Here is a 24,804-nt window from a genome sequence, read left to right as displayed (position 1 = left end):
GTGACTTACCTCACACATCCCCCAGCATCAGGGGATAGTGCTAATTTGGGATCTCCTGCTACGCGTTATTTTTAACCAGCATAAAATGCTGAGGGACGCCCTTTTTTTGCCGTATCAAAAACGCGAAATCGCAAAGAAAAAATTTCTGCCCCAGCACGCTTTTTAACACGTTGATCTATGCTTGAAAGGAGGCTCTCCAGACAGAGAGAGCACCCACAACGAGGGCGCGCTAATGGCTACTATTGATTCCCTGAACAAGGACAACACACGTCTGAGCGATGGACCCGACTGGACCTTCGAGCTGCTGGATGTTTACCTCGCCGAAATCGACCGGGTTGCAAAACTGTATCGCCTGGATACCTATCCCCATCAGATTGAAGTCATTACGTCCGAACAGATGATGGACGCCTACTCCAGCGTCGGGATGCCGATCAACTATCCGCACTGGTCGTTTGGTAAGAAATTTATTGAAACGGAGCGGCTGTATAAGCACGGCCAGCAGGGTCTGGCGTATGAAATCGTCATCAACTCCAATCCGTGTATCGCCTATTTAATGGAAGAGAACACCATTACCATGCAGGCGCTGGTGATGGCGCACGCCTGCTACGGGCACAACTCCTTTTTCAAGAATAACTATCTGTTCCGCAGCTGGACGGATGCCAGCTCCATCGTCGATTACCTGATCTTCGCCCGTAAATACATTACCGACTGCGAAGAGCGCTACGGCGTGGACGAAGTGGAAAAACTGCTCGACTCCTGCCACGCGCTGATGAACTACGGCGTAGACCGCTATAAACGTCCGCAGAAAATCTCCCTGCAGGAGGAGAAAGCCCGGCAGAAAAGCCGCGAAGAGTATCTCCAGAGCCAGGTGAACATGCTGTGGCGCACCCTGCCGAAGCGTGAGGAGGAAAAAACGATCGCCGAAGCGCGTCGCTATCCGTCCGAGCCGCAGGAAAACCTGCTCTATTTTATGGAGAAGAACGCCCCGCTGCTGGAGCCATGGCAGCGTGAGATCCTGCGCATCGTGCGCAAGGTCAGCCAGTATTTCTATCCGCAAAAGCAGACGCAGGTGATGAACGAAGGCTGGGCGACATTCTGGCACTACACCATTCTCAACCACCTGTATGACGAGGGGAAAGTTACCGAGCGGTTCATGATGGAGTTCCTCCACAGCCATACCAACGTGGTGTTCCAGCCGCCCTATAACAGCCCGTGGTACAGCGGGATTAACCCGTATGCGCTTGGCTTTGCCATGTTCCAGGACATCAAGCGTATCTGCCAGTCGCCGACGGAAGAAGACAAGTACTGGTTCCCGGATATCGCAGGATCTGACTGGCTGGAAACGCTGCACTTTGCGATGCGCGACTTTAAGGATGAGAGCTTCATCAGCCAGTTTATGTCGCCGAAGATCATGCGTGACTTCCGCTTCTTCACTGTGCTGGACGATGACCGCAACAACTATCTGGAGATCTCCGCAATCCACAACGAGGAGGGTTACCGTGAGATCCGCTCTCGCCTCTCTTCCCAGTACAACCTGAGCAATCTTGAACCCAACATTCAGGTGTGGAACGTGGATTTGCGCGGTGACCGCTCCCTGACGCTGCGCTATATCCCGCACAATCGCGCGCCGCTGGATAAAGGGCGTAAAGAGGTGCTGAAGCACGTGCATCGCCTGTGGGGCTTTGACGTGCAACTGGAGCAGCAGAATGAAGACGGGAGCGTCGAGCTGCTTGAACGCTGCCCGGCGCGGTTGAATACGCTTTAGTCCAGCCTTTTTTGCCCGGTGGCGCTACGCTTACCGGGCCTACAAGACCCGTAGGTCGGGTAAGGCGCAGCCGCCACCCGACGAAAAAAAACCTCTCACACGAGAGGTTTTTTATTTCAGCGGCTCTGAATCGCCAAATCACCCGGCAGCGTTTTCTGCATACGGTGCCAGATTTCACCGGAATCGTGACCGTAGCGGCGCACTGTCTCATACACCTGATCGTGCAGACCTTCGGAGCACAGCTTGCTCAGCTTATGGTAAAAGCCCAGCGCCAGGCTGCGGGCTTCGGGATTGGCAAAGTAGTGACGGCCAATGCGGGTGTAGAGTCCCTTCATACCGTTGAGGATCAGACCGTACACCGGGTTGCCGGAGGCAAACGCCAGGCCACGGAAGACGTTGTAATCGAGGGTGGCGAACGCGTCGGCGTGATCTTCCACCTCGTTGGCACTGGCCAGCACCGCAAGCGCATCTTCCGGATGCTGGCGGAAAGCCGTACGAATAAAGATCGTCGCGATGTTGGTGCGAACGGAGAGCAGATTATCAATGAGCTGCGGCACGCTTTCATGATCGAGACGCGCCAGCGTTTCAAGAATGTTCAGCCCGGAGGTTTCCCAGAAGTTGTTCACTTTTGTTGGCTTGCCGTGCTGGATCGTCAACCAGCCATCGCGCGCCAGTCGCTGAAGCACTTCACGCAGCGTGGTGCGAGTGACGCCAATCAGTTCAGAGAGTTCGCGTTCAGCCGGAAGAATGGACCCCGCAGGGAAACGATTATTCCAGATGCTTTCAATGATGTACTCTTCCGCGAAACCCGCCGGGCTCTGCGCCTTAATGACCATAGTGAGATTTCCATTACACAGCTTTAGCAAATTGGACTCATCATACCAGAGGCGTGCAGTGGCAGGTAGCGCGGCAAAGAGAGAAAAGAGGGATCGCCGTTTCATTTTTATGAAATTTACAATGCGGTCTTATCCGCGTCTGGACCGTAATTTTTGCGTATACTGATGTTTTGTCTTACTTGACGGGGAAGGACGTCTGTCGTGGAAATTTCTTTTGGGCGCGCCCTGTGGCGCAATTTTTTAGGCCAGTCTCCTGACTGGTACAAACTGATACTGCTGGTGTTCCTGGTCGTTAACCCTCTCCTCTTTTACGTGAACCCGTTCGTTGCCGGGTGGCTGCTGGTCGCGGAGTTTATCTTCACCCTGGCGATGGCGCTGAAATGTTATCCCCTGTTGCCGGGCGGATTGCTGGCGTTTGAAGCGGTAGTGATTGGGATGACCTCTGCCGAGCATGTCAAAGCAGAGCTGGCTTCAAATCTTGAAGTGCTTCTGCTGCTGATGTTCATGGTGGCGGGCATCTACTTTATGAAACAGCTGCTGCTGTTTATCTTTACGCGCCTGCTGCTCAGCATTCCGTCGAAAATGGTTCTCTCGCTGGCGTTTTGCCTTGCGGCGGCCTTCCTGTCAGCCTTCCTGGACGCGCTGACGGTCGTCGCGGTGGTGATAAGCGTCGCGGTGGGGTTTTACGGTATTTATCACCGCGTGGCCTCCTCTCGTCCGGGTGAGGATCTGCAGGATGACAGCCATGTCGATGCGCATAACCGTGAGGTACTTGAGCAGTTTCGCGCCTTCCTGCGCAGCCTGATGATGCATGCCGGCGTCGGTACCGCACTGGGGGGCGTGATGACGATGGTGGGCGAGCCGCAAAACCTGATCATTGCGAAAGCGGCGGGCTGGCACTTCGGTGATTTCTTCCTGAGAATGGCCCCGGTGAGCGTGCCGGTGCTGATCTGCGGTCTGGCGACCTGTTTGCTGGTGGAGAAGTTTCGCCTCTTTGGTTACGGGGCACAACTCCCGGAGCCGGTACGTCAGGAACTGCATAAATTCGATCTGCAGAGCCGACGCCAGCGGACGCGCCAGGAGACGCTGCGCCTGATTGCACAGGGGATCATCGGCGTCTGGCTTATCGCCGCGCTGGCGTTCCATCTTGCTGAAGTGGGGCTGATTGGTCTGTCCGTGATTATTCTCGCCACTACCTTTACCGGGGTGACGGATGAGCATGCCATCGGCAAAGCCTTCACCGAAGCGCTGCCGTTTACCGCCCTGCTGGCGGTGTTCTTTGCGGTCGTGGCGGTGATAATCGACCAGCACCTGTTCGCGCCGATTATTGCCTTTGTCTTACGGGCATCACCGGATGCTCAGCTGTCGCTGTTTTACCTGTTTAACGGCCTGCTCTCATCGATCTCAGATAACGTCTTTGTCGGGACGGTTTACATTAACGAGGCTAAGACCGCGATGGAGCAAGGCGTGATCAGCGCCGGACAGTTTGAACTGCTGGCCGTGGCGATCAACACCGGTACCAACCTGCCGTCGGTGGCGACACCCAATGGCCAGGCCGCCTTCCTGTTTCTGCTGACCTCCGCTCTTGCGCCACTCATACGTCTTTCTTATGGAAGAATGGTCTGGATGGCCCTGCCCTATACGCTGGTGCTTACGATCGTGGGATTGCTTTGCGTCAAAATTACCCTTATTCCCTGTACGCAATGGTTGATACAAGCGGGTATACTTGCGGCGCAGTAAACACTGCAACTCGGGCAGTTCGCTGCCCGTTTGCCTTTTCGCACGATAAACATCCAATTACGTTTTATTTCGCCAGGTACAGGTGGCGCGAAAAACGAATTCGTTTACACTGCGCTTTCTAAGCATGTTCCAGGGAAATGATTATGTTGAGATTTTTAAACCAGTGCTCCCGCGGTCGCGGAGCGTGGTTGTTAATGGCCCTGACCGCCTTTGCGCTGGAAATGGTCGCGCTGTGGTTCCAGCACGTAATGGGACTCAAACCTTGCGTGCTCTGTATTTACGAACGCTGCGCGCTGTTCGGCATTATGGGGGCTGGCCTGGTCGGCGCGATTGCGCCGAAGTCGCCGCTTCGCTATGCCGGGATCGCAATCTGGCTGTACAGCGCCTGGAAAGGCATTGAACTCTCCTGGCAGCACACGATGATGCAGCTGCATCCGTCACCGTTTATGACCTGCGATTTTGCCGCCCGCTTCCCGAGCTGGCTGCCGCTGGACAAATGGCTGCCGCAGGTGTTCGTTGCCTCCGGTGACTGCTCCGTTCGCCAGTGGGAATTCCTGACGCTGGAGATGCCGCAGTGGCTGGTGGGCATTTTTGCCGCCTACTTCGTCGTGGCGCTGCTGGTGTTGATCGCTCAGCCGTTCAAACCGAAGAAACGCGATTTGTTCGGACGCTAATTCGCCCGGCGGCGCTTCGCTTGCGCGGGCCTACGGTTTTGTAGGTCGGGTAAGCGCAGCGCCACCCGACACAACAGCGCACAATAAAAAACCCGCTTTGGCGGGTTTTTTTAATCTCAACGGGTCGGGTGGTTCATGATGTGATCTTCCCAGTCCCGCACCTCGGACTCTTTTACCGCAATGTGGCGCACGGAGATACGTTCGCCGTGCATCGCCGCTTTTGAACCGGTCAGCAGGGGGTGCCAGTCAGGCAGACCTTTCCCCTCCGCCAGCAGGCGATACGCGCAGGTATGCGGCAGCCATTCAAAGGTGGGCAGATTCTCACGGGTTAATTTAATGCAGTCTGGCTCGAACTCGAAGCGGCGCTCGTAGTTGCGGCACTGGCAGGTTTTGATGTTCAGCTGCTTGCAGGCCACGTTGGTGAAGTAGATTTCGTCCGTGTCTTCATCCATCAGCTTGTGCAGGCAGCACTGACCACAGCCGTCGCATAAGGATTCCCATTCCGCGTCGGTCATGTCGTCGAGAGTTTTGCTTTGCCAGAAAGGGATGTCGTTCATCAGGATGTCCACACGTCAAAAGAAAGCGCACCTTATAACGAGTCTGGCACGTCGTTGCAAGTTTTGCCGCCCTTTTCAGGCGGCAAGAGGAGGTTACAGCACGCGGGTTTTCAGCGACAGGCCGTTAAAACCAACTTCAAGTTCATCACCGCTCGCGAGCGGACCAACGCCTTCCGGCGTGCCGGTCAGGATCACATCACCCGGCTTCAGGGTAAAGAAGCGGCTCATATAGGCGATCAGCGGCACAATCTTATGGATCATGTCTGCCGTGGTGCCCTGCTGGCGGATTTCACCGTTAACCTTCAGGCTGAGCGGCGTGTCCTGCGGATTACCGGTAAATTCGCTCACCGGCACAAACGCCGAAATCGGGCAGGAATTATCAAACCCTTTGGCTTTTTCCCACGGCTGCCCCGCTTTCTTCATTTTACCCTGCACGTCGCGTAGCGTCAGATCCAGCGCCACGCCATATCCGGCGATCGCTTTTTGCACATGCTCTTCGGAGGCCTGACGCAGCGTTGCGCCGATCAGCACGGCGAGTTCCACTTCGTGGTGCACCGAGCCGAGCCCCTGCGGCAGGGCCAGCGGCTGGCGAATATCGCAAAGCGCCGTTTCAGGCTTAATGAACAGAACCGGCTCTTCTGGCGTCGCACTGCCCATCTCCTGAATATGTTTTGCATAGTTGCTGCCCACGCAAACCACTTTGCTAACGGGATAATCCAGTAATGCACCTTGCCAGTTATGATGTTGATACATGGTCGACCCCTAAACGGTTGATGTGTTGTGCTCAAAAACAGTTGAGACTATTTTTTACCGTTCGCCTCAAGATGCTGTTTTAATAAATTCTCGGGTGGCGGCGGAAGCTGTAAATAATAGCCCTGCTCGGCTAATGCCGTTTTCACTTTCTCCAGATCGGCATTCACCAGTTTCTTGCGACCATCAAGCGGCAGCAGCATCGCCATCTGCGGTCGGCCAAAGCTCTTCATTAATTCTTCAGGCACGCGTGAAAAATCGTCTTTCTTTTCGACATAAAGATAGGTCTGGTCACGGGTTGTACTTCTGTAGATCACACAAAACATGTTTTTACTCTGAATTAATGGGTGGTTGCTTGCCTCAATATACTCCTGACTATAACATGCCTGATACTCTTCGGAATATCGCAGCGAGTGGTTGCGGTTAATAGCAAATTGAGTAAGGCCAGGATGTCAAACACGCCCATCGAGCTTAAAGGCAGTAGCTTCACCTTATCAGTGGTACATTTGCATGATGCAAAACCCGAGGTTATTCGTCAGGCGTTAGAAGACAAAATCGCCCAGGCTCCCGCCTTCCTGAAGCACGCCCCTGTTGTGATCAACGTCAGCGGTCTTGAAGCGCCGGTTAACTGGAAACGTCTCCAGCAGGCCGTCTCCTCGACCGGACTGCGTATTGTCGGCATCAGCGGCTGCAAAGATACTGAACTGAAAGCGGAAATTGACCGTGCGGGGCTGCCGCTTCTGAATGAAGGCAAAGAAAAAGCCCCGCGTGCGGCACCCGTTGCCGTCGAAACGCCCCCTCCTGCGGCGCAAAACGTTACAAACATCACAAAAACGCGAATGATTGATGTGCCGGTTCGTTCCGGTCAGCGCATTTATGCACCAAACTGTGATCTGATTGTTACAAGCCACGTCAGTGCTGGCGCTGAGCTGATTGCAGATGGCAATATTCACGTTTACGGTATGATGCGTGGACGTGCGCTCGCAGGTGCAAGTGGCGATCGGGACGCGCAAATATTTTGTACTCACCTGACGGCGGAACTGGTGTCCATCGCAGGTGAATATTGGCTGAGCGACAAGATCCCAGCCGAATTTTATGGCAAAGCGGCTCGCCTGCTTCTGGCAGACGACGCGTTGACCGTTCAACCGTTGAATTGATCCCTTTTTAACAAGGAATTTCTATGGCACGCATTATTGTTGTTACTTCGGGTAAAGGAGGCGTTGGCAAGACCACCTCCAGCGCGGCCATCGCTACTGGTTTGGCCCAGAAGGGAAAGAAAACCGTCGTTATCGACTTCGATATCGGCCTGCGTAACCTCGACCTCATCATGGGATGTGAGCGTCGCGTCGTGTATGACTTTGTGAACGTCATTCAGGGCGATGCCACGCTGAACCAGGCGCTGATTAAAGACAAGCGCACCGAGAACCTCTACATTCTCCCGGCTTCTCAGACGCGTGACAAAGACGCCCTGACCCGTGAAGGGGTAGAAAAGGTGCTCGACGAGCTGAAAAAAATGGAGTTCGACTTCATCGTCTGTGACTCCCCTGCCGGTATCGAAACCGGTGCCCTGATGGCGCTCTACTTCGCTGATGAAGCGATCATCACCACCAACCCTGAAGTTTCATCCGTGCGTGACTCAGACCGCATTCTCGGGATCCTCGCCTCTAAATCCCGTCGTGCGGAAAATGGCGAAGACCCGATTAAAGAACACCTGCTGCTCACCCGCTACAACCCGGGCCGCGTAAACAAAGGTGACATGCTGAGCATGGAAGACGTGCTGGAGATCCTGCGCATTAAGCTGGTGGGCGTTATCCCGGAAGATCAGTCCGTGTTACGTGCCTCTAACCAGGGCGAGCCAGTGATCCTTGATACAATGGCAGATGCAGGTAAAGCTTACGCCGATACCGTTGACCGTCTGCTGGGAGAAGAACGTCCTTTCCGCTTCATTGAAGAAGAGAAGAAAGGTTTCCTCAAACGCCTGTTCGGAGGATAAGTTATGGCATTACTGGACTTTTTTCTCTCGCGGAAAAAGAACACCGCCAACATCGCAAAAGAACGTCTGCAAATTATCGTTGCGGAGCGTCGTCGTAGCGACGCCGAGCCTCACTACCTGCCGCAGCTGCGCAAGGACATCCTGGAAGTGATCTGTAAGTACGTGCAGATTGACCCGGAGATGGTGACAGTGCAGCTGGAACAAAAAGACGGGGATATTTCGATTCTGGAGCTGAACGTGACGCTCCCGGAAGCGGAAGAGTCACGTCCGTAGGTTTGTGATTTCGTCGCCCCGGTAAGCGCAGCGCCACCGGGGAAATATGCCGGGTTTATCACCCGGCATATTTTTTATCGCGGATAACCTTCCAGCAGCGCATTCAGGCGATCGGCCATCAATTCCCCGCGCCATCCCGCCATCATTTCCGGCAAGCCATTCTGCGGCTTCAGCTTCCAGTGCCAGTTAAGCAGCTGATTAATCTGACGGCGTGAAGCGAGCAGTTCCGCGCTCAGCTTGCTTTCCGTAGCCACCGCCTGCACCAGCGCTTTGATGTCCTTAAACGCTTTGCGATAGCCTGGCATATCCATCAGGTTCAGCAGCGGTTCCGGCAGCGCCTCTTCCGGTAACGCCTGCGCTTTTGCGACCAGCGCCAGCAGGGTTTTGCCGTGGAAACGGATTTCGCTGCCCGAAAGCCCAATGCTGTCCAGCTCGCCGAGGCTGCCCGGCATATAGCGCGCAACCGCCCAGAGATGCTCTTCGCGAACCACAAAGTTAACGGCCAGATCGCGCTCGCGCGCTTTACGCAAGCGCCAGTCTGCCAGCAGCTGCAGGCACGCCAGCTGACGCGTACGCAGCTGCCAGGCGTTGCTGATGTCGCGCCAGGCCTCTTTCGGATCCACCACTTCCTGACGACGCAGCTGGGTCATACGGCACTCGTCCAGCGCGGCGGACAGCCAGCCGGATGCCTCGGCTTCTTGCATCAGCTGTCCGGCGATCGGCAGCAGGTAAAACACGTCAGCCGCCGCATACTCCAGCTGGCGCGCGGTAAGCGGACGGGCCAGCCAGTCGGTACGGGATTCGCTTTTATCCAGCGTCAGGCCCGTATACTCCTCCACCATGGCGGCAAAGCCCCAGGAGAGCGGTCGCCCGCTGAACGCCGCAAGGATCTGCGTATCAATCAGCGGCTGAGGCATGATGCCAAAGGTGTTCAGAAAGACTTCCAGATCTTCACTGCCTGCGTGCAGGTATTTCGTGACGGCGGTATCGAGCAGCAGATCGCGCATCGGCGTCCAGTCGGTAATGCCGAGAGGGTCGATCAGCGACACGTGTTTACCGTCGTACATCTGAATCAACCCCAGTTGCGGATAGTACGTCCGGGTACGGACAAACTCGGTATCCAGGGCAATGGCAGGAAAGTCGCGCGTCACTTCGCACAGCGAAGCCAGCTCGTCGTTGGTCGTGATCATCTGGTAATTCAAATCGGATTCTCTTTTGTTTGCGCCCATAAAAAACGCCGGCTTAACCGGCGTTTGGACGATTAACGTGAAGCTCAGGCCTTATTGTCTACTTTGGCACGGGCTTCGTCACGTAATTCTCGTCGTAATATCTTCCCGACGTTGGATTTCGGCAGCTCGTCGCGGAATTCCACCAGCTTCGGCACTTTATAGCCCGTCAGCTGACGACGACAAAACGTTATCAGCGCTTCCTCGGTGAGAGAAGGATCTTTCTTGACCACAAATATCTTCACCGCTTCACCGCTGCTGCCGGAAGGCACGCCGACCGCTGCCACTTCGAGTACGCCGCTGTGCTGCATGACCACGTCTTCGATCTCATTCGGATAGACGTTGAAGCCGGAGACCAGGATCATATCTTTCTTGCGATCGACAATGCGCAGGAAGCCCTCGTCATCCATCACCGCGATGTCACCGGTATGCAGCCAGCCGTCTTTGATGATTTCGTCGGTCGCGTCGGGACGCTGCCAGTAACCCAGCATGACCTGTGGACCTTTGACACACAGCTCCCCCGGCTCACCCGGCGCGACTTCGTTATCGTTATCATCGACCAGTTTCGCTTCAGTGGAAGGAACGGGCAGTCCAATGCTTCCGCTGTGGTAGTCGATGTCATGCGGGTTAACGCTGACCAGCGGCGCGCACTCCGTCAGGCCATAGCCCTCCAGCAGATACTGGCCGGTAAGCTTCACCCACCGCTCGGCCACCGCCTGCTGAACCGGCATGCCGCCGCCCGCAGAGAGATGGAGCGTGGAGAAGTCCAGCTGCTGGAACTCTTTGTTATTAAGCAGCGCGTTAAACAGGGTATTTACCCCGGTCATAGCGGTGAACGGGTATTTTGCCAGCTCTTTCACCAGCCCCGGGATATCACGCGGGTTGGTAATCAGCACGTTTTGACCGCCGAGCTCAATAAACAGCAGGCAGTTCATGGTCAATGCGAAAATGTGGTACAGCGGCAGCGCCGTAATGACCAGCTCTTTGCCGGGATGCAGCAGCGGCCCGTAGGTTGCATTGACCTGCTCAAGGTTCGCCAGCATGTTGCGGTGGGTCAGCATTGCGCCTTTCGCCACGCCGGTGGTACCGCCGGTATACTGCAGGAACGCGAGATCTTCTGAGACCACTTCCGGCTTAACGTACTGCATACGATAGCCCGCATGCAGCGCGCGGCGGAAGGAGATAGCGTCCGGCAGATGGTATTTTGGCACCAGACGTTTGACGTATTTGACGACAAAGTTAACCAGCGTGCCTTTGGCGGTAGAGAGCTGATCCCCCATGCGCGTCAGGATGACGTGTTTCACCTGGGTTTTGTCGACCACTTTTTCCAGCGTATGGGCAAAGTTGGACACAATGACAATCGCAACCGCGCCGCTGTCGTTCAGCTGATGCTCGAGCTCGCGCGGGGTATACAGCGGGTTGACGTTGACGACGATCATCCCGGCACGCAGGATACCGAACAGCGCCACCGGGTATTGCAGCAGGTTCGGCATCATCAGCGCGACGCGATCCCCTTTTTGCAGCCCCAGCCCTTCCTGCAGATACGCCGCAAACGCCCGGCTGCGCTCCTCCAGCTTACGGAACGTCATCACCTCGCCCATATTCACAAATGCGGGCTGATCCGCGTAGCGCCTTACCGAGTGTTCAAATAATTCCACCAGGGATTGATAACGGTCAGGATTGATCTCAGCAGGAACATCTGCGGGATAACGGTTAAGCCAAACCTTCTTCAATGCATCACCTCTGAAATGAGTGTTCGTCGTCATCACAACCCCGATAATAAACAGTTTGTTAACATTATATTAACTCAGCGTACCAGTTTATTAATTGTTCAGATTTAAGGTTGCGAAGCGCGTCACTCTTTTTTTTCGTTTTATCCGTAAAAAAACAGAGACAGCGGCTGAGCCGCTGTCTCTTTTCTAACAATAACAGTAAGTTACTCAGTAACGATCGTCTGTACCTGTGCAGGTCCCGGGTTATACCAGCCCCAGCCCGGGTAGCCGTAGCGATAAGGATGCGGACCCCACATCCACGGATCGATCGGCTGAGGCGGCATGATCACCTGCTGTGCCAGCCGCCAGCGCTTATAGCCGTTGACCTGCATGGTCATAAATTTATACGGCGTGCTGCCGATTTTGCCCTGTACGGCGCCGGTAATCGGCCCGACGACGGTCACCAGCTGTCCGCGAAAATCAACCGGATCGAGGAACCCGCTGACGTCCGCATAGATGCGCCCGCGGGAGGCCTCGCCCAGCACAGGCCGAGCGCCGCTGTCCAGCGGAACGGTGGCGATCTCCAGGCGGGTTTTCCCCTGCTGGTTCTGCACGTCGATCACTTTCCCACCAAAGCGGGCTTCCTGGCCGACGTACAGCTCAGGTGCATTCATCACCCGAACCAGATCCTGCTGTGGCGTCGGGCTGCTGCCCTTAATCGCATCAGGAACGGAAACGCATCCGCTCAGTGCTATGGCAACCGCGCCTGCCATAATAAGGCGTACTACTTTAGTCTGAACCGCCATGATGCGACTCCTTTTTCTCAGTTCCTGTTACTGAGAGTCACTCGCGGCCCGGAAGTTTCTTCCACGCGACGGTGTTTCGCAAATAAACCGGTTCCGCGAGTTCAACGGCCACGGTTTTTCCTGCTGCGAGCAGTTGGCTGGCAATCGGAAGCATATCTTCCGCAGCCGGCAGAAGCATGTTGCCGTCCACCAGCGTCAACCCGGTGTCGTTCGCCATCTCAGGCCACGCTGGCCAGCCCGTACCGACGGTCGCCCACTCGCCGGACAGCTGCTTCAGCCGTTCCGTCACCGCTTCCGGCTTAAGCACGGCTTCCGTCTCTTCACCGTGCCACACGCCCTGCTCGTCGCGGGTGTATTCGGCCCAGTAGACTTCGCCCATGCGGGCATCAATCGCTGCCAGGACGCGCGTTGCCCCGGTCATACGCCATGCGCCCTGTGCCATGGTGGCGAGGGTAGAGACGCCGATCATCGGCAGTTCGGCGCCCAGCGCTAGCCCCTGCGCAATGCCAATCCCGATGCGTACGCCCGTAAAGCTGCCGGGGCCGCGGCCAAAGGCCAGCGCGTCGAGGTCGGTTAAGGAGGTGTTGCCCTGGGTTAAAATGGCTTTTACCAGGGGGAGAATGCGTTGGGTGTGTTCCCGTGGGCACTCTTCGAAATGGGCAGAAACAGCACCGTTGTTCAACAGAGCAACAGAGCAAGCCTCTGTCGCGGTATCAATAGCCAGAATTCGCATCAGTCGTCGCGCTCTCGCAAGGGTCAGTCACAAAATGGCGCGCATCTTAGCACACTCCGGGGTAAATTACTCCGCCGTTGGGTTTGCCAGGAAACGCACCGCGCGTTTTATGTCCCGCGTCCGCGGTGCGGGCGGCAGGCTTGCAAGGAAGGTTGCCCCGTAAGGACGCATCACCAGCCGGTTATCGCAGATGACCAGCACGCCGCGATCGGTGACGTCACGGATTAAGCGCCCTACCCCTTGCTTAAGCGTAATGACCGCATCCGGCAGCTGAACCTCGTCAAACGGATCGCCGCCGCGCAGGCGGCAGTCTTCCATCCGTGCCTTCAGCAGCGGATCGTCCGGGGAGGTAAACGGCAGCTTATCAATGATCACCAGCGAAAGCGTGTCGCCGCGCACGTCCACCCCTTCCCAGAAGCTGCTGGTTGCGACCAGCAGGGCGTTACCGGCGCTAACGAACTGCTGCAGCAGCTGGCCTTTGCTGGTTTCGCCCTGCAGCAGCACCGGTAGCGTCATGGTGGCGCGGAACTGCTCGGCGAGGTCGCGCATCATGGCGTGGGAGGTGCAGAGCATAAAGCAGCGGCCGTTATTGGCCTCGATCATCGGCTTCAGCATCGCTGCCAGCAGCCGGGCCGCACCCGGCTGGTTGGGAAGCGGCAGATTGCGCGGCACGCAGAGCAGCGCCTGCTTTTCGTAATCGAACGGGCTGGGCAGAAGCAGCGATTCCGCCTGCTCGATGCCGAGGCGCTCGGTGAAGTGGTGCAGGTCGTCATTCACCGACAGGGTTGCCGACGTGAAGATCCAGCTGCCCGGCTTTTGCGCCATCACCTCTTTAAATTTATCCGCCACCGTCAGCGGCGTGAGCGCCAGGGTAAAGTGGCGCGAAGTGCACTCGTACCAGTAGCTGTAACCCGGCTGGTTAATCTCTTTCAGCCGTTTGAGCCGCCCGCGATAGAGCGTGGCGCGTTCGAAGGCCGCGTCCAGCAGCGCGGAACGGCCGAGCGACAGTTTCGCCACGTCATAGCAGAGCTCAAGCGCATCATCAAGCAGCAGCAGCGCGCGCTGGATGTTTTTGTCCGCCAGCAGCTCGCGCAGGTTTCCGCGATAGCCCGGCTCGCCAAGCTGTAAACGAAAATCCTGCGCGCTCTGCGCCAGACGGTCGGCGCACTTCTGCAGCTGCTGGGTATCTTTGAGTTCGGTCCGGTACGCAATGGTGAAATCTTTCGCCAGATCCTGCAGCTGGCGGCTGGAGAGCGACTGCCCAAAATACTGGCTGGCGATGTCCGGAAGCTGGTGGGCTTCGTCGAAGATCATCACGTCCGCTTCCGGGATCAGCTCACCAAAGCCGCTGTCCTTGACGACCATATCCGCGAGGAACAGATGGTGGTTCACCACCACCACATCCGCATCCATCGCCGTTTTGCGCGCTTTCACCACGAAGCAGTCTTTATACAGCGGGCAGTCGCTGCCGAGGCAGTTGTCGTTGGTGCTGGTCACCAGCGGCCAGGCGGGAGAGTCTTCCGGCACGCTCGCGCAGGTGCTGATATCGCCCTCTTCGGTCTGGTTCGCCCAGGCGCGAAGGATAATGACGTCGCTCAGGGTTTGCACCGGCAGGTCACCGCCCGCCAGCGCCTGCTGCTCAAGGCGTTCCAGGCAGAGATAGTTGGAGCGTCCCTTCAGCAGGGCCAGACGGCCTTTATATTTCAGCGCCTTTGCCACCGTGGGCAAATCGCGGCTGTAGAGCTGGTCCTGCAGCGCTTTCGAACCGGTGGAGATAATCACCTTTTTTTTCGCCCGCAGCGCTGGCGCAAGGTAAGCATAGGTTTTACCCGTGCCGGTACCCGCTTCGACCACCAGCGGCTGAGCCTTATCGATGGCGCGTGCAACGGCGTGCGCCATCTGTCGCTGAGGCTCACGGGGTTTGAAGCCGGGGATAGCCTGCGCTAATTGACCTTCAGGGGAAAAATCGTCTGCCACGGTGCTCTCTCACTGTATTTTTGCACAGGGATTATGTCAGCCCATCCTCTCCTGTGCCACCCCAAATAGTGACGACACGAGAACAATATGGCAGTCTTGCCGCCTGACGACGAAAAATAACGAGGAAACGTTTATGACAATTGTGCGCATTGATGCCGAAGCCCGCTGGTCTGATGTGGTGATCCACAACCAGACGCTCTACTACACCGGCGTCCCGGCGAACCTTGACGCGGATGCGTTTGAGCAGACGGCCAATACCCTGGCGCAGATTGACGCGGTGCTGGAAAAACAGGGCAGCGACAAATCCCGCATTCTGGATGCGACGATTTTCCTGGCGAACAAAGATGACTTCGCGGCAATGAACAAAGCCTGGGATGCGTGGGTGGTGGCGGGTCACGCGCCTGTACGCTGCACCGTACAGGCCACGCTGATGAAGCCGGAATACAAGGTAGAGATTAAGATTATCGCGGCGGTTTAAGCCCGATTACTCTTCATCTTCATCCTCGAAACGCGCCACGATCCGCTCGCCGGTATGCGTGGCGCGCAGTTCTTCCGCCACCTGGGAAATCGCCTGTCCGCTGCTCATCCCCTGGGACATCAGTTCCTGAATTCGCTCAACCGCTTTCTGCTGCTGTTCATGGCTCAGAGAAGGTAAACCTGCAAACATCGTCAACTCCTGCTAAATTATTCGCGCTAATTATTTCACGCTGCCCGGTAGTATGCCACACATGAACATGCGCTTCCCCACTGTTATTACCCTGCCCTGGCGGACAGACGCCGCTGAATACTGGTTTGCCCGCCTGAGCCATCTTCCGTTTGCGATGCTGTTGCACTCCGGCCATGCGGACCATCCCTACAGCCGCTTTGATATTCTGGTCGCCGATCCGCTGAAGACGCTGACAACCGATGACCTGTCGCTGACGGACGATCCGCTGGTGCAGCTTCAGCAGGCCATTAACGCGCTGGGCTTATCCGCTACGCCAAACCCGGACCTTCCCTTTCAGGGAGGCGCGCTGGGCCTGTTTGGCTATGATTTGGGCCGCCGTTTTGAAACGCTGCCCGAGCGTGCGCAGGCTGATATTTCCCTGCCAGATATGGCCGTGGGGCTGTATGACTGGGCGTTAATCGTCGATCACCTGAAAAAAACGGTTTCCCTGCTGAGCCATCGTGACGTCCAGGCGCGACGGGCGTGGCTTGAGGCGCAGCAGGCTGCACCCGCAGAGACGTTCACGCTAACCTCCGGCTGGCGCTCCAACATGAGCGCTGCGGAATATGCCGAAAAATTCGCGCGCGTTCAGGCGTATCTGCAAAGCGGCGACTGCTACCAGGTTAACCTCGCTCAGCGCTTCCAGGCGACCTATCGGGGAGATGAGTGGCAGGCGTTTACCCGCCTAAATGCCAGCAACAAGGCACCGTTTAGCGCGTTTGTTCGTCTGGATCAGGGGGCGATCCTCAGCCTGTCGCCCGAGCGCTTTATCCATCTGGCGGAGGGGACCATTCAAACCCGCCCGATTAAGGGCACGCTGCCACGCCTTGCCGATCCCGACGCCGACCGTCAGCAGGCGGAAAAGCTGGCCGCCTCGCCAAAAGACCGCGCCGAAAACCTGATGATTGTCGATCTGATGCGTAACGACATTGGCCGGGTGGCCGTGCCGGGCAGCGTCCGCGTGCCGGAACTGTTTGTCGTCGAGCCTTTCCCGGCGGTGCATCATCTGGTCAGCACCATTACCGCGCAGTTGCCAGACTCGCGCACGGCCTGCGACCTGCTGCGCGCCGCGTTCCCGGGCGGCTCCATCACCGGTGCGCCGAAGGTGCGGGCAATGGAGATCATTGATGAACTGGAGCCCCACCGGCGCAATGCCTGGTGCGGCAGCATCGGCTATATCAGCCTGTGCGGCACGCTGGATACCAGCATTACCATCCGCACGCTGACCGCCTGCAACGGAAACCTTTACTGTTCGGCCGGGGGCGGGATTGTTGCCGATAGTCAGGTCGATGCGGAATATCAGGAAACCTTTGATAAAGTTAACCGTATCCTGAAACTACTGGAGTAATCACGGGTGGAAAAAGAGAATCTGACGCTGGATGACTTTTTATCGCGTTTTCAGCTACTAAGACCGCAGGTGAGCCGCGAGGCGCTGAATCAGCGTCAGGCGGCCGTGCTGATCCCGGTCGTGCGTCGCGCGAAGCCGGGCCTGCTGCTCACCCAGCGTTCCGCCCATTTACGTAAGCATGCCGGTCAGGTCGCTTTTCCGGGGGGCGCGGTAGACAGCTCCGACGCCTCGCTGATTGCCGCCGCGCTGCGCGAAGCGCAGGAAGAGGTGGCCATTCCGCCGGAGGCCGTTGAGGTCATCGGCGTGCTGCCGCCCGTCGACAGCGTTACCGGTTTCCAGGTCACGCCGGTGGTGGGCATTATCCCGCCAGGTCTGCAGTATCACGCCAGCGTCGATGAAGTCTCTGCGGTGTTTGAAATGCCGCTGGATGAAGCCCTTCGACTGAGTCGTTACCACCCGCTGGATATTCAGCGTCGTGGGCATGACCATCGGGTCTGGTTGTCCTGGTATCAGCATTATTTTGTCTGGGGCATGACGGCGGGCATCATTCGTGAACTGGCGCTGCAGATCGGCCTGAAACCTTGACTATACTTTACATTCCGCCCTCTTCTGCCAGGTTTGCGATCTGCGTCGCGCTATTAGCAAAACCCATCGTTAACCATTAGTTTAATTCATGTGAATAGTTAAGCCGAGGTCGGTGTTCCCTCTTACACTATGCGCAGTTATAACATCGTTACTGGAACCCCGGTAACCCTGTCAGGAGTGTGAAAGTGATTAGTATATTCGACATGTTCAAAGTGGGAATTGGCCCTTCGTCTTCCCATACTGTTGGCCCGATGAAGGCCGGTAAACAGTTCGTCGATGATCTGGTCGAAAAAGGATTACTGGAAAGCGTTACCCGTGTCGCCGTGGATGTTTACGGCTCGCTGTCATTAACGGGTAAAGGCCACCACACCGATATCGCCATTATTATGGGTCTGGCAGGCAATATGCCGGATACCGTTGATATTGATGCCATTCCGGCATTCATCCGCGACGTGGAAACACGCGGCCGCCTGCTGCTGGCAAACGGCCAGCAGGAAGTCGATTTCCCGCAGGATGACGGCATGCGTTTTCGCAGCGACAACCTGCCGCTGCATGAAAACGGCATGACCATTCACGCTTATAGCGGTGAAAAAGAGATCTACAGCAAAACGTACTACTCCATCGGCGGTGGTTTCATCGTGGATGAAGAGCATTTTGGCAAAGACAGCGTCGGCGACGTCAGCGTGCCGTACCCGTTCAAATCGGCGACCGAGATGCTGGGCTACTGCAAACAGACCGGTCTTTCCCTCTCCGGCATGGTGATGCAGAACGAACTGGCCCTGCACAGCAAACAAGAGATTGAAGACTATTTTGCCAACGTCTGGCAAACCATGCGCGCCTGTATCGATCGCGGGATGAACACCGAAGGCGTGCTGCCGGGTCCACTGCGCGTGCCGCGTCGTGCCTCTGCTCTGCGCCGTATGCTGGTAACCACGGACAAATTCTCCAACGACCCGATGAACGTGGTCGACTGGGTGAATATGTTTGCGCTTGCGGTTAACGAAGAGAACGCCGCCGGGGGCCGCGTCGTGACGGCGCCAACCAACGGCGCGTGCGGCATTGTTCCTGCGGTGCTGGCGTATTACGACCACTTTATTGAGCCCGTGACGCCGGACATCTATATCCGTTACTTCCTGGCGGCAGGTGCCATCGGCGCGCTGTACAAGATGAATGCCTCCATCTCCGGTGCGGAAGTGGGCTGTCAGGGTGAAGTCGGCGTGGCCTGCTCCATGGCGGCGGCGGGTCTGGCAGAGCTGTTGGGTGCAAGCCCTGAGCAGGTCTGCGTGGCGGCTGAAATCGGTATGGAACATAACCTCGGTCTGACCTGCGACCCGGTCGCGGGCCAGGTGCAGGTGCCGTGCATTGAGCGTAACGCGATTGCCTCGGTGAAAGCCATCAACGCCTCTCGTATGGCGATGCGCCGTACCAGCGAACCTCGCGTATCGCTGGATAAGGTGATTGAAACCATGTACGAAACGGGCAAAGACATGAACGCGAAATACCGCGAGACGTCCCGCGGTGGCCTGGCCATTAAGGTGCAGTGCGACTAATACTGCCTTTCGCCCATCTGCAACGGATGGGCGAATTTCTCTCTTCTTCCTCGTCTCCTTCTGCTTTCCCCACTACACTTTGACTGTTGCGTCCGGCTTTTGTGGCTGGTGGCTTACCAGGCGACCGTTCATGCAAACTGCACAAACGATCATTAAAAATTATCGCCGAAAACGCGTTATCGTCTGTGTGACGGTTGCGCTCCTCACGCTCATCCTGACGCTAGGCATTCGATTTATCTCCCAGCGCAACGTTAACCAACAGCGGATCCTCGATTTTACCAGCCATACCGTTCGCGCCCTTGATAACGTTCTGCTTTCCCTGGAAAACCACCGCAACGTGCTGCAGCCGCTGGTGGGGCAGCCCTGCCTGCAGGTGCAACTGGCGCTGCGGCAGCAGGCAGCCATTTTGCAGACGGTACGCTCCATTGCCCTGATCGAAGACGGTATCCTGTATTGTTCGAGTATTTTCGGCAGCCGCAGCGAGCCTGTGCGTGACGTCCTTCAGGAGCTCCCTGCCAGCACGGCGAAGCTGATTTTATCGACCGACCCGTGGCTGCTTAAGGGCAGCCCTGTTTTGATCCAGTGGTATCCCGTCTCTCAGGACGGTGAAGATGGCGTCGTCGAGATTATCAATATCGACCTGATCGCCAGAATGATCCTTGAGCCCCAGCGTCCGCTCATCAATGACGTGGTGCTGACAGTCGGCGATCGGTTTTTACGCTACGGTCAACGCGTCACCGACAGCCTGACGTTTGATGAGGAGAGCGCCCTTTTCCAGCAGTCTTCAACCCAAAATCCTTTCACCATTACGGTCAGCGGACCTGGCCCCGGTGAGTTAGCCTTAAAAAGCCTGCCCGCCCAGCTGCCGCTGGGGCTTATGCTCAGCCTGCTGCTGGGCTATCTCGCCTGGCTGGCGACGGCAAACCGGATGAGCTTTACGTGGGAGATCGATATGGGCATTGCGGCGCGGGAATTTGAGCTTTTCTGCCAGCCGCTGGTGAATGCCCGCACCCAGGCGTGCACTGGCGTGGAGATCCTGCTGCGCTGGAATAATCCCCGTCAGGGTTGGATCACCCCGGAGGTGTTTATCCCTCTGGCAGAAGAACATAACCAGATTGTCCCCCTGACCCGCTACGTCATCGCCGAAACGGTGCGCCAGATAGGCTACTTCCCGTCCAGCCCCGGTTTTCACATCGGCATTAACGTCGCCGCCAGCCATTTCCGCCACGCAGTATTGATACAGGATCTGAACCGTCTCTGGTTCAGCGCCTGTCCGCGCCAACAGCTGGTAATTGAACTCACGGAACGGGATGCGCTGCTGGACGCGGATTATCGCATCGTGCGCGAACTGCATCGCAAGGGCGTGAAGCTTGCTATCGACGATTTCGGCACCGGGAACAGCTCCCTCTCCTGGCTTGAAAAGCTGCACCCGGACGTCCTGAAGATTGACCAGTCTTTTACGACCGCCATCGGCACCGATGCCGTGAATTCAACGGTGACGGATATGATTATTGCGCTGGGCCAGCGGCTGAATATCGAGCTGGTGGCGGAAGGGGTTGAGACAGAGGAGCAGGCGCGCTATTTACGCCGTCACGGCGTACCTGTGCTGCAGGGATTTTTCTATGCGCGGCCGATGCCGCTGCGGGACTTTCCAGACTGGCTGGCGGGAAGTGCTCCCCCGCCAGCGCGTCATAATGGGCACATCGTGCCCTTAATGCCGCTGCGTTAAGCAGACTTACTCATCTTCATCGTGGGCAGATTGTTCTTTAACAATGCGGACCATATCAACGCGATAGTCGTTGGCTTCGACAATGGTAATGTGCAGCGGCGGCAGCTCAATCACATCGCCGACGCGCGGGATCTGCCCGTTCACGGCGATAACCAGACCGGCAACGGTCGCGATGTCTTCTTCATCGTTGACCACGTTTTCCAGCCCCAGCGTGTGCGAGAGCGCGTGCAGGTCGGTCGTACCTTTAACCAGCCAGCCTTCGCCGTCGGCAACAATTTCCGGCGTTTCGTCTTCATCCGGGAATTCACCGGCAATCGCTTCCAGCACGTCCAGCGGCGTCACCAGCCCCTGCACCACGCCAAACTCGTTGGTGACGATAACAAAGCTACCGCGCGCGCGGCGCAGCACACCGAGCAGGTTGATCGGATCCAGCGTTTCCGGCACCACAATCGCAGGCGATGCGGCAGCAACGGCTTCGACGTTAACGCCTTCTTCCAGAGCGACCAGCATCTCTTTTGCCCTGACCACGCCGATGATCTCATCCAGCTCGCCGCGACACACCGGGAACAGGCTGTGCGGTGAAGAGAGCAGCTGCTGGCGAATTTCATCCACGCTCAGGTTAGCATCGACCCAGCTGATCTCCCCGCGCGGCGTCATGATGCCGCGCAGCGAACGGGAGGCCAGAGAGAGCACGCCGTTAATCATGTAGCGTTCCTGTTCCACAAACGCCCCTTCCGGCACCGGAACCGGGTTGTGGTTTTCGGAATCAGACTGAACGTTCACCTGACGACGGCCGCCCATCAGACGCAGAATGGCATCCGCGGTACGGGCGCGCAGCGGCTGATTTGACTGCTGCTTAATAAAGTTACGACGCGCAATCTGGTTGAACAGCTCGATCAGGATCGAGAAGCCAATCGCAGCGTACAGGTAACCTTTCGGAATATGGAAGCCAAAGCCTTCCGCCACCAGGCTCAGACCAATCATCAGCAGGAAGCTCAGACACAGCACCACCACCGTCGGATGCTGGTTCACGAAACGCGTCAGCGGTTTCGACGCCAGCAGCATGACCGCCATCGCAATAACCACCGCCGCCATCATGACCGGCAGATGGTTCACCATGCCGACCGCCGTGATCACCGCATCCAGCGAGAAGACCGCATCCAGCACCACGATCTGCAGCACCACCACCCAGAAGCTGGCATACCCTTTACCGTGACCATCATCGTGCTGCCGGTTTTCCAGCCGCTCATGGAGCTCTGTCGTCGCTTTGAAGAGCAGGAATATCCCCCCGATCAGCATGATCAAATCACGGCCGGAGAAGGTGTAATCCATGACGGAGAACAACGGTTTGGTCAGCGTGACCATCCACGAGATAACGGAGAGCAGACCCAGTCGCATGACCAGCGCCAGCGAGAGACCAATCAGACGCGCTTTATCACGCTGTTTTGGCGGCAACTTATCCGCAAGGATGGCGATAAACACCAGGTTATCGATGCCGAGAACAATCTCCAGCACCACCAGCGTGAGCAATCCTACCCAGATTGACGGGTCCATTAAGAATTCCATGACAAGCTCCTGCTAAAGGAATGACGAAACGGTGCCCCACTCAACGTGGGCAAAACAGAGGCAGACAGAGTCGATACGTGGCGAGGATCGCCGGTGAAAAAGGCGCGAAATGGCCTTAAAGATGACTGACGTCGGTGACGGTCCATATAGTGGGCTGTAGCCCTATACTCCTGAACAATTAAACGGAGGCTAAACATATCAGACACAATGCATTTTTAGCAAAGATTTACGTTCCTTTGCAAAGATCTGTAACACAGTGGCTGTACCCTTAAGATAAATCTGTCGCGCGTGGCTAAATTACGGATCTTCATCACATAAATTATTTTTTCACTATCTAAAATAATTCGCGGAAGTCTTAGTTTTTGAACTCTAACCCTTATCTGAATCGATTCGGTTCGCCAATACGATTCTCAGTACGACTGCCCGGCAGGCGTATTAATGATAATAAAAGGAGGTAGCAAGTGACCATTGCTATTGTCATAGGCACACATGGTTGGGCTGCTGAGCAGCTACTCAAAACGGCAGAGATGCTGTTGGGCGAGCAGGAAAACGTCGGCTGGATCGATTTCGTTCCCGGTGAAAACGCCGAGACGCTGATTGAGAAGTACAACGCTCAACTCGCGAAGCTGGATACCAGCAAGGGCGTGCTGTTTCTCGTTGATACATGGGGCGGCAGCCCGTTCAATGCTGCCAGCCGCATTGTCGTCGATAAAGAGCACTATGAAGTTGTCGCCGGGGTCAATATCCCCATGCTGGTGGAAACCTTCATGGCGCGCGACGACAATCCGTCTTTCGACGAGCTGGTGGCCCTGGCCGTTGAAACGGGCCGTGAAGGGGTGAAAGCCCTGAAAGCACAGCCGGTGGAAAAACCTGCCCCTGCGCCCGCAGCGGCACCGAAAGCGGCAGCGCCTGCAAAACCGATGGGTCCGAATGATTACATGGTGATTGGCCTTGCGCGTATTGATGACCGCCTCATCCACGGTCAGGTTGCCACGCGCTGGACCAAAGAGACCAACGTTCAACGTATTATCGTAGTCAGCGACGAAGTGGCCGCCGACACCGTTCGTAAAACCCTTCTGACTCAGGTTGCTCCGCCTGGCGTTACCGCGCACGTCGTGGATGTCGCCAAGATGATCCGCGTTTACAACAACCCGAAATATGCGGGCGAACGCGTAATGCTCCTGTTCACTAACCCGACAGACGTTGAGCGCATTGTTGAAGGCGGCGTGAAAATCACCTCCGTTAACATTGGTGGTATGGCCTTCCGTCAGGGCAAAACGCAGGTCAACAACGCCATTTCAGTCGATGCGAAAGATATCGAGGCATTCAACAAGCTGAATGCGCGCGGTATTGAGCTGGAAGCCCGTAAGGTTTCCACGGATCAAAAACTGAAAATGATGGATTTGATCGGCAAAGTTGGGAAATAAGCCCGCGCCGGTTCTCACATAAAGTTTATGTAATAGGAGAAGTGCAATGGAGATTACCACTCTTCAGATTGTACTGGTGTTCGTCGTCGCATGTATTGCGGGTATGGAATCCGTACTTGATGAATTTCAGTTCCACCGCCCTCTGGTGGCCTGTACGCTGATTGGGGCCGTTCTGGGTGACATGAAAACCGGTATCATCATCGGTGGTACCCTGGAAATGATCGCCCTGGGCTGGATGAACATCGGTGCGGCAGTTGCGCCTGATGCCGCGCTGGCCTCTATCATTTCGACCGTTCTGGTTATTGCCGGTCACCAGAGTATTGGTGCAGGTATCGCCCTGGCGATCCCACTGGCAGCCGCAGGCCAGGTTCTGACCATCATTGTTCGTACTATCACCGTAGCCTTCCAGCACGCAGCGGATAAGGCCGCCGAAAACGGCAACCTCACGGCACTGTCGTGGATCCACGTTTCTTCCCTGTTCCTGCAGGCGATGCGTATCGCGATCCCGGCGGTTATCGTTGCGATCTCCGTCGGTACCAGTGAAGTCCAGAGCATGCTGAACGCCATTCCTGAAGTGGTCACCGGCGGTCTGAACATCGCGGGCGGCATGATCGTGGTCGTTGGTTATGCGATGGTCATCAACATGATGCGCGCAGGCTACCTGATGCCGTTCTTCTACCTCGGCTTCGTGACCGCGGCATTCACCAACTTCAACCTGGTTGCACTGGGTGTGATTGGTGCGGTAATGGCGATTCTCTACATCCAGCTCAGCCCGAAATATAACCGCGTCGCGGGTGCCCCAGCGCAGGCTGCTGGTAACAACGATCTCGATAACGAACTGGACTAACAGG

25 protein-coding genes are annotated in these 24,804 nt (G+C 56.6%); 13 read left to right on the top strand and 12 right to left on the bottom strand.

The features are described from left to right. The first annotated feature begins 232 nt into the window (after positions 1-232). Entirely contained in the window at positions 233-1,765 is a 1,533-nt protein-coding gene (locus FHC52_RS06700) for a SpoVR family protein (RefSeq protein ID WP_023293929.1), read from the top strand. A gap of 116 nt (positions 1,766-1,881) precedes the next feature. Here FHC52_RS06700 and fadR read toward each other — a convergent pair whose 3' ends face one another. Then, positions 1,882-2,601 (bottom strand): fatty acid metabolism transcriptional regulator FadR, encoded by a 720-nt coding sequence (fadR, locus tag FHC52_RS06695; protein ID WP_008500512.1) that lies wholly within the window; start codon positions 2,599-2,601, stop codon positions 1,882-1,884. Between the two features lie 201 nt (positions 2,602-2,802). On the opposite strand from fadR, the gene nhaB reads away from it, so the two are divergent. Together nhaB and dsbB are read left to right on the top strand one after the other, a co-directional pair. Continuing rightward, positions 2,803-4,341 carry a Na(+)/H(+) antiporter NhaB gene (gene nhaB, locus FHC52_RS06690; protein WP_023293930.1) on the top strand — a complete coding sequence of 513 codons (1,539 nt, stop codon included), beginning with the start codon at positions 2,803-2,805 and terminating at the stop codon, positions 4,339-4,341. 143 nt (positions 4,342-4,484) lie between these two features. Next, entirely contained in the window at positions 4,485-5,015 is a 531-nt protein-coding gene (dsbB, locus tag FHC52_RS06685; protein WP_028015880.1) for a disulfide bond formation protein DsbB, read from the top strand. 116 nt (positions 5,016-5,131) lie between these two features. Here dsbB and FHC52_RS06680 read toward each other — a convergent pair whose 3' ends face one another. The 3 genes from FHC52_RS06680 to FHC52_RS06670 form a co-directional block, all read right to left on the bottom strand. Beyond that, positions 5,132-5,572, bottom strand: coding sequence for a YcgN family cysteine cluster protein (locus FHC52_RS06680; RefSeq protein ID WP_008500509.1), 441 nt, complete (start codon positions 5,570-5,572; stop codon positions 5,132-5,134). A gap of 93 nt (positions 5,573-5,665) precedes the next feature. Continuing rightward, positions 5,666-6,325, bottom strand: a complete 660-nt coding sequence (locus FHC52_RS06675; protein WP_008500508.1) for a fumarylacetoacetate hydrolase family protein — start codon at positions 6,323-6,325, stop codon at positions 5,666-5,668. Between the two features lie 47 nt (positions 6,326-6,372). Then, entirely contained in the window at positions 6,373-6,648 is a 276-nt protein-coding gene (locus tag FHC52_RS06670; protein WP_008500507.1) for a YcgL domain-containing protein, read from the bottom strand. Between the two features lie 123 nt (positions 6,649-6,771). On the opposite strand from FHC52_RS06670, the gene minC reads away from it, so the two are divergent. The 3 genes from minC to minE are packed head-to-tail and all read left to right on the top strand — an operon-like array spanning position 6,772 to position 8,588. Then, positions 6,772-7,479 (top strand): septum site-determining protein MinC, encoded by a 708-nt coding sequence (gene minC / locus FHC52_RS06665; RefSeq protein ID WP_008500506.1) that lies wholly within the window; start codon positions 6,772-6,774, stop codon positions 7,477-7,479. Positions 7,480-7,502: 23 nt separating this feature from the next. Further along, positions 7,503-8,315 (top strand): septum site-determining protein MinD, encoded by an 813-nt coding sequence (minD, locus tag FHC52_RS06660; protein WP_008500505.1) that lies wholly within the window; start codon positions 7,503-7,505, stop codon positions 8,313-8,315. 3 nt (positions 8,316-8,318) lie between these two features. Continuing rightward, entirely contained in the window at positions 8,319-8,588 is a 270-nt protein-coding gene (gene minE, locus FHC52_RS06655; RefSeq protein ID WP_008500504.1) for a cell division topological specificity factor MinE, read from the top strand. 74 nt (positions 8,589-8,662) lie between these two features. On the opposite strand, the gene rnd is transcribed toward minE, so the two are convergent. The 5 genes from rnd to FHC52_RS06630 all read right to left on the bottom strand — a co-directional run bounded on the left by rnd (position 8,663) and on the right by FHC52_RS06630 (position 15,042). Next, the gene (gene rnd / locus FHC52_RS06650; RefSeq protein WP_126288390.1) at positions 8,663-9,778 is read right to left on the bottom strand and encodes a ribonuclease D; all 1,116 of its coding nucleotides are present in this window, start codon (positions 9,776-9,778) and stop codon (positions 8,663-8,665) included. An 83-nt stretch (positions 9,779-9,861) separates the two neighbouring features. Beyond that, a complete protein-coding gene (gene fadD, locus FHC52_RS06645) occupies positions 9,862-11,547 on the bottom strand; it encodes a long-chain-fatty-acid--CoA ligase FadD (protein WP_014884268.1) in 1,686 nt (561 codons plus the stop codon). A 203-nt stretch (positions 11,548-11,750) separates the two neighbouring features. Then, on the bottom strand, positions 11,751-12,332 hold the full coding sequence (locus FHC52_RS06640) for a Slp family lipoprotein (protein WP_023293933.1): 582 nt from the start codon (positions 12,330-12,332) through the stop codon (positions 11,751-11,753). A 37-nt stretch (positions 12,333-12,369) separates the two neighbouring features. Further along, complete coding sequence (tsaB, locus tag FHC52_RS06635) at positions 12,370-13,065, bottom strand: tRNA (adenosine(37)-N6)-threonylcarbamoyltransferase complex dimerization subunit type 1 TsaB (RefSeq protein ID WP_126288340.1); 696 nt, start codon at positions 13,063-13,065, stop codon at positions 12,370-12,372. Positions 13,066-13,131: 66 nt separating this feature from the next. Further along, positions 13,132-15,042: an ATP-dependent DNA helicase gene (locus tag FHC52_RS06630; protein WP_023325496.1), complete on the bottom strand. Its 1,911-nt coding sequence runs from the start codon at positions 15,040-15,042 to the stop codon at positions 13,132-13,134. 133 nt (positions 15,043-15,175) lie between these two features. On the opposite strand from FHC52_RS06630, the gene FHC52_RS06625 reads away from it, so the two are divergent. Continuing rightward, positions 15,176-15,520 (top strand): RidA family protein, encoded by a 345-nt coding sequence (locus FHC52_RS06625; RefSeq protein ID WP_008500498.1) that lies wholly within the window; start codon positions 15,176-15,178, stop codon positions 15,518-15,520. 6 nt (positions 15,521-15,526) lie between these two features. Here the strand turns inward: FHC52_RS06625 and FHC52_RS06620 are convergent, their stop codons facing one another. Then, positions 15,527-15,709: a YoaH family protein gene (locus FHC52_RS06620; protein ID WP_008500497.1), complete on the bottom strand. Its 183-nt coding sequence runs from the start codon at positions 15,707-15,709 to the stop codon at positions 15,527-15,529. Positions 15,710-15,770: 61 nt separating this feature from the next. Here FHC52_RS06620 and pabB point away from each other — a divergent pair, with 61 nt between their 5' ends. The 4 genes from pabB (at position 15,771) to FHC52_RS06600 (ending at position 20,960) form a co-directional block, all read left to right on the top strand. Next, complete coding sequence (pabB, locus tag FHC52_RS06615; RefSeq protein WP_126288388.1) at positions 15,771-17,096, top strand: aminodeoxychorismate synthase component 1; 1,326 nt, start codon at positions 15,771-15,773, stop codon at positions 17,094-17,096. Positions 17,097-17,102: 6 nt separating this feature from the next. Further along, positions 17,103-17,681, top strand: coding sequence for a CoA pyrophosphatase (locus FHC52_RS06610; RefSeq protein ID WP_126288338.1), 579 nt, complete (start codon positions 17,103-17,105; stop codon positions 17,679-17,681). A gap of 185 nt (positions 17,682-17,866) precedes the next feature. Continuing rightward, positions 17,867-19,231, top strand: coding sequence for an L-serine ammonia-lyase (sdaA, locus tag FHC52_RS06605; RefSeq protein ID WP_008500494.1), 1,365 nt, complete (start codon positions 17,867-17,869; stop codon positions 19,229-19,231). 130 nt (positions 19,232-19,361) lie between these two features. After that, positions 19,362-20,960, top strand: a complete 1,599-nt coding sequence (locus FHC52_RS06600) for a cyclic diguanylate phosphodiesterase (protein WP_126288336.1) — start codon at positions 19,362-19,364, stop codon at positions 20,958-20,960. A gap of 6 nt (positions 20,961-20,966) precedes the next feature. Here FHC52_RS06600 and yoaE read toward each other — a convergent pair whose 3' ends face one another. Both yoaE and FHC52_RS23015 read right to left on the bottom strand, forming a co-directional pair. Continuing rightward, positions 20,967-22,526: a CNNM family cation transport protein YoaE gene (yoaE, locus tag FHC52_RS06595; protein WP_008500492.1), complete on the bottom strand. Its 1,560-nt coding sequence runs from the start codon at positions 22,524-22,526 to the stop codon at positions 20,967-20,969. Further along, positions 22,514-22,672, bottom strand: coding sequence for a protein YoaL (locus FHC52_RS23015; RefSeq protein ID WP_374758945.1), 159 nt, complete (start codon positions 22,670-22,672; stop codon positions 22,514-22,516). Before FHC52_RS23015 ends, yoaE begins: the two co-directional genes overlap by 13 nt. Positions 22,673-22,987: 315 nt before the next feature. Between FHC52_RS23015 and manX the strand changes: the two genes are divergently transcribed. After that, on the top strand, positions 22,988-23,953 hold the full coding sequence (gene manX / locus FHC52_RS06590) for a PTS mannose transporter subunit IIAB (protein ID WP_008500491.1): 966 nt from the start codon (positions 22,988-22,990) through the stop codon (positions 23,951-23,953). A 46-nt stretch (positions 23,954-23,999) separates the two neighbouring features. After that, a complete protein-coding gene (gene manY, locus FHC52_RS06585) occupies positions 24,000-24,800 on the top strand; it encodes a PTS mannose transporter subunit IIC (protein WP_008500490.1) in 801 nt (266 codons plus the stop codon). Positions 24,801-24,804 lie beyond the last annotated feature (4 nt).

The sequence above is a fragment of the Enterobacter sp. EC_64 genome (assembly GCF_019584165.1).
Classification (GTDB): domain Bacteria; phylum Pseudomonadota; class Gammaproteobacteria; order Enterobacterales; family Enterobacteriaceae; genus Enterobacter; species Enterobacter roggenkampii.
Note: the sequence above shows the minus strand (reverse complement) of the source record. Positions and strands in the feature narration are given on the sequence as shown.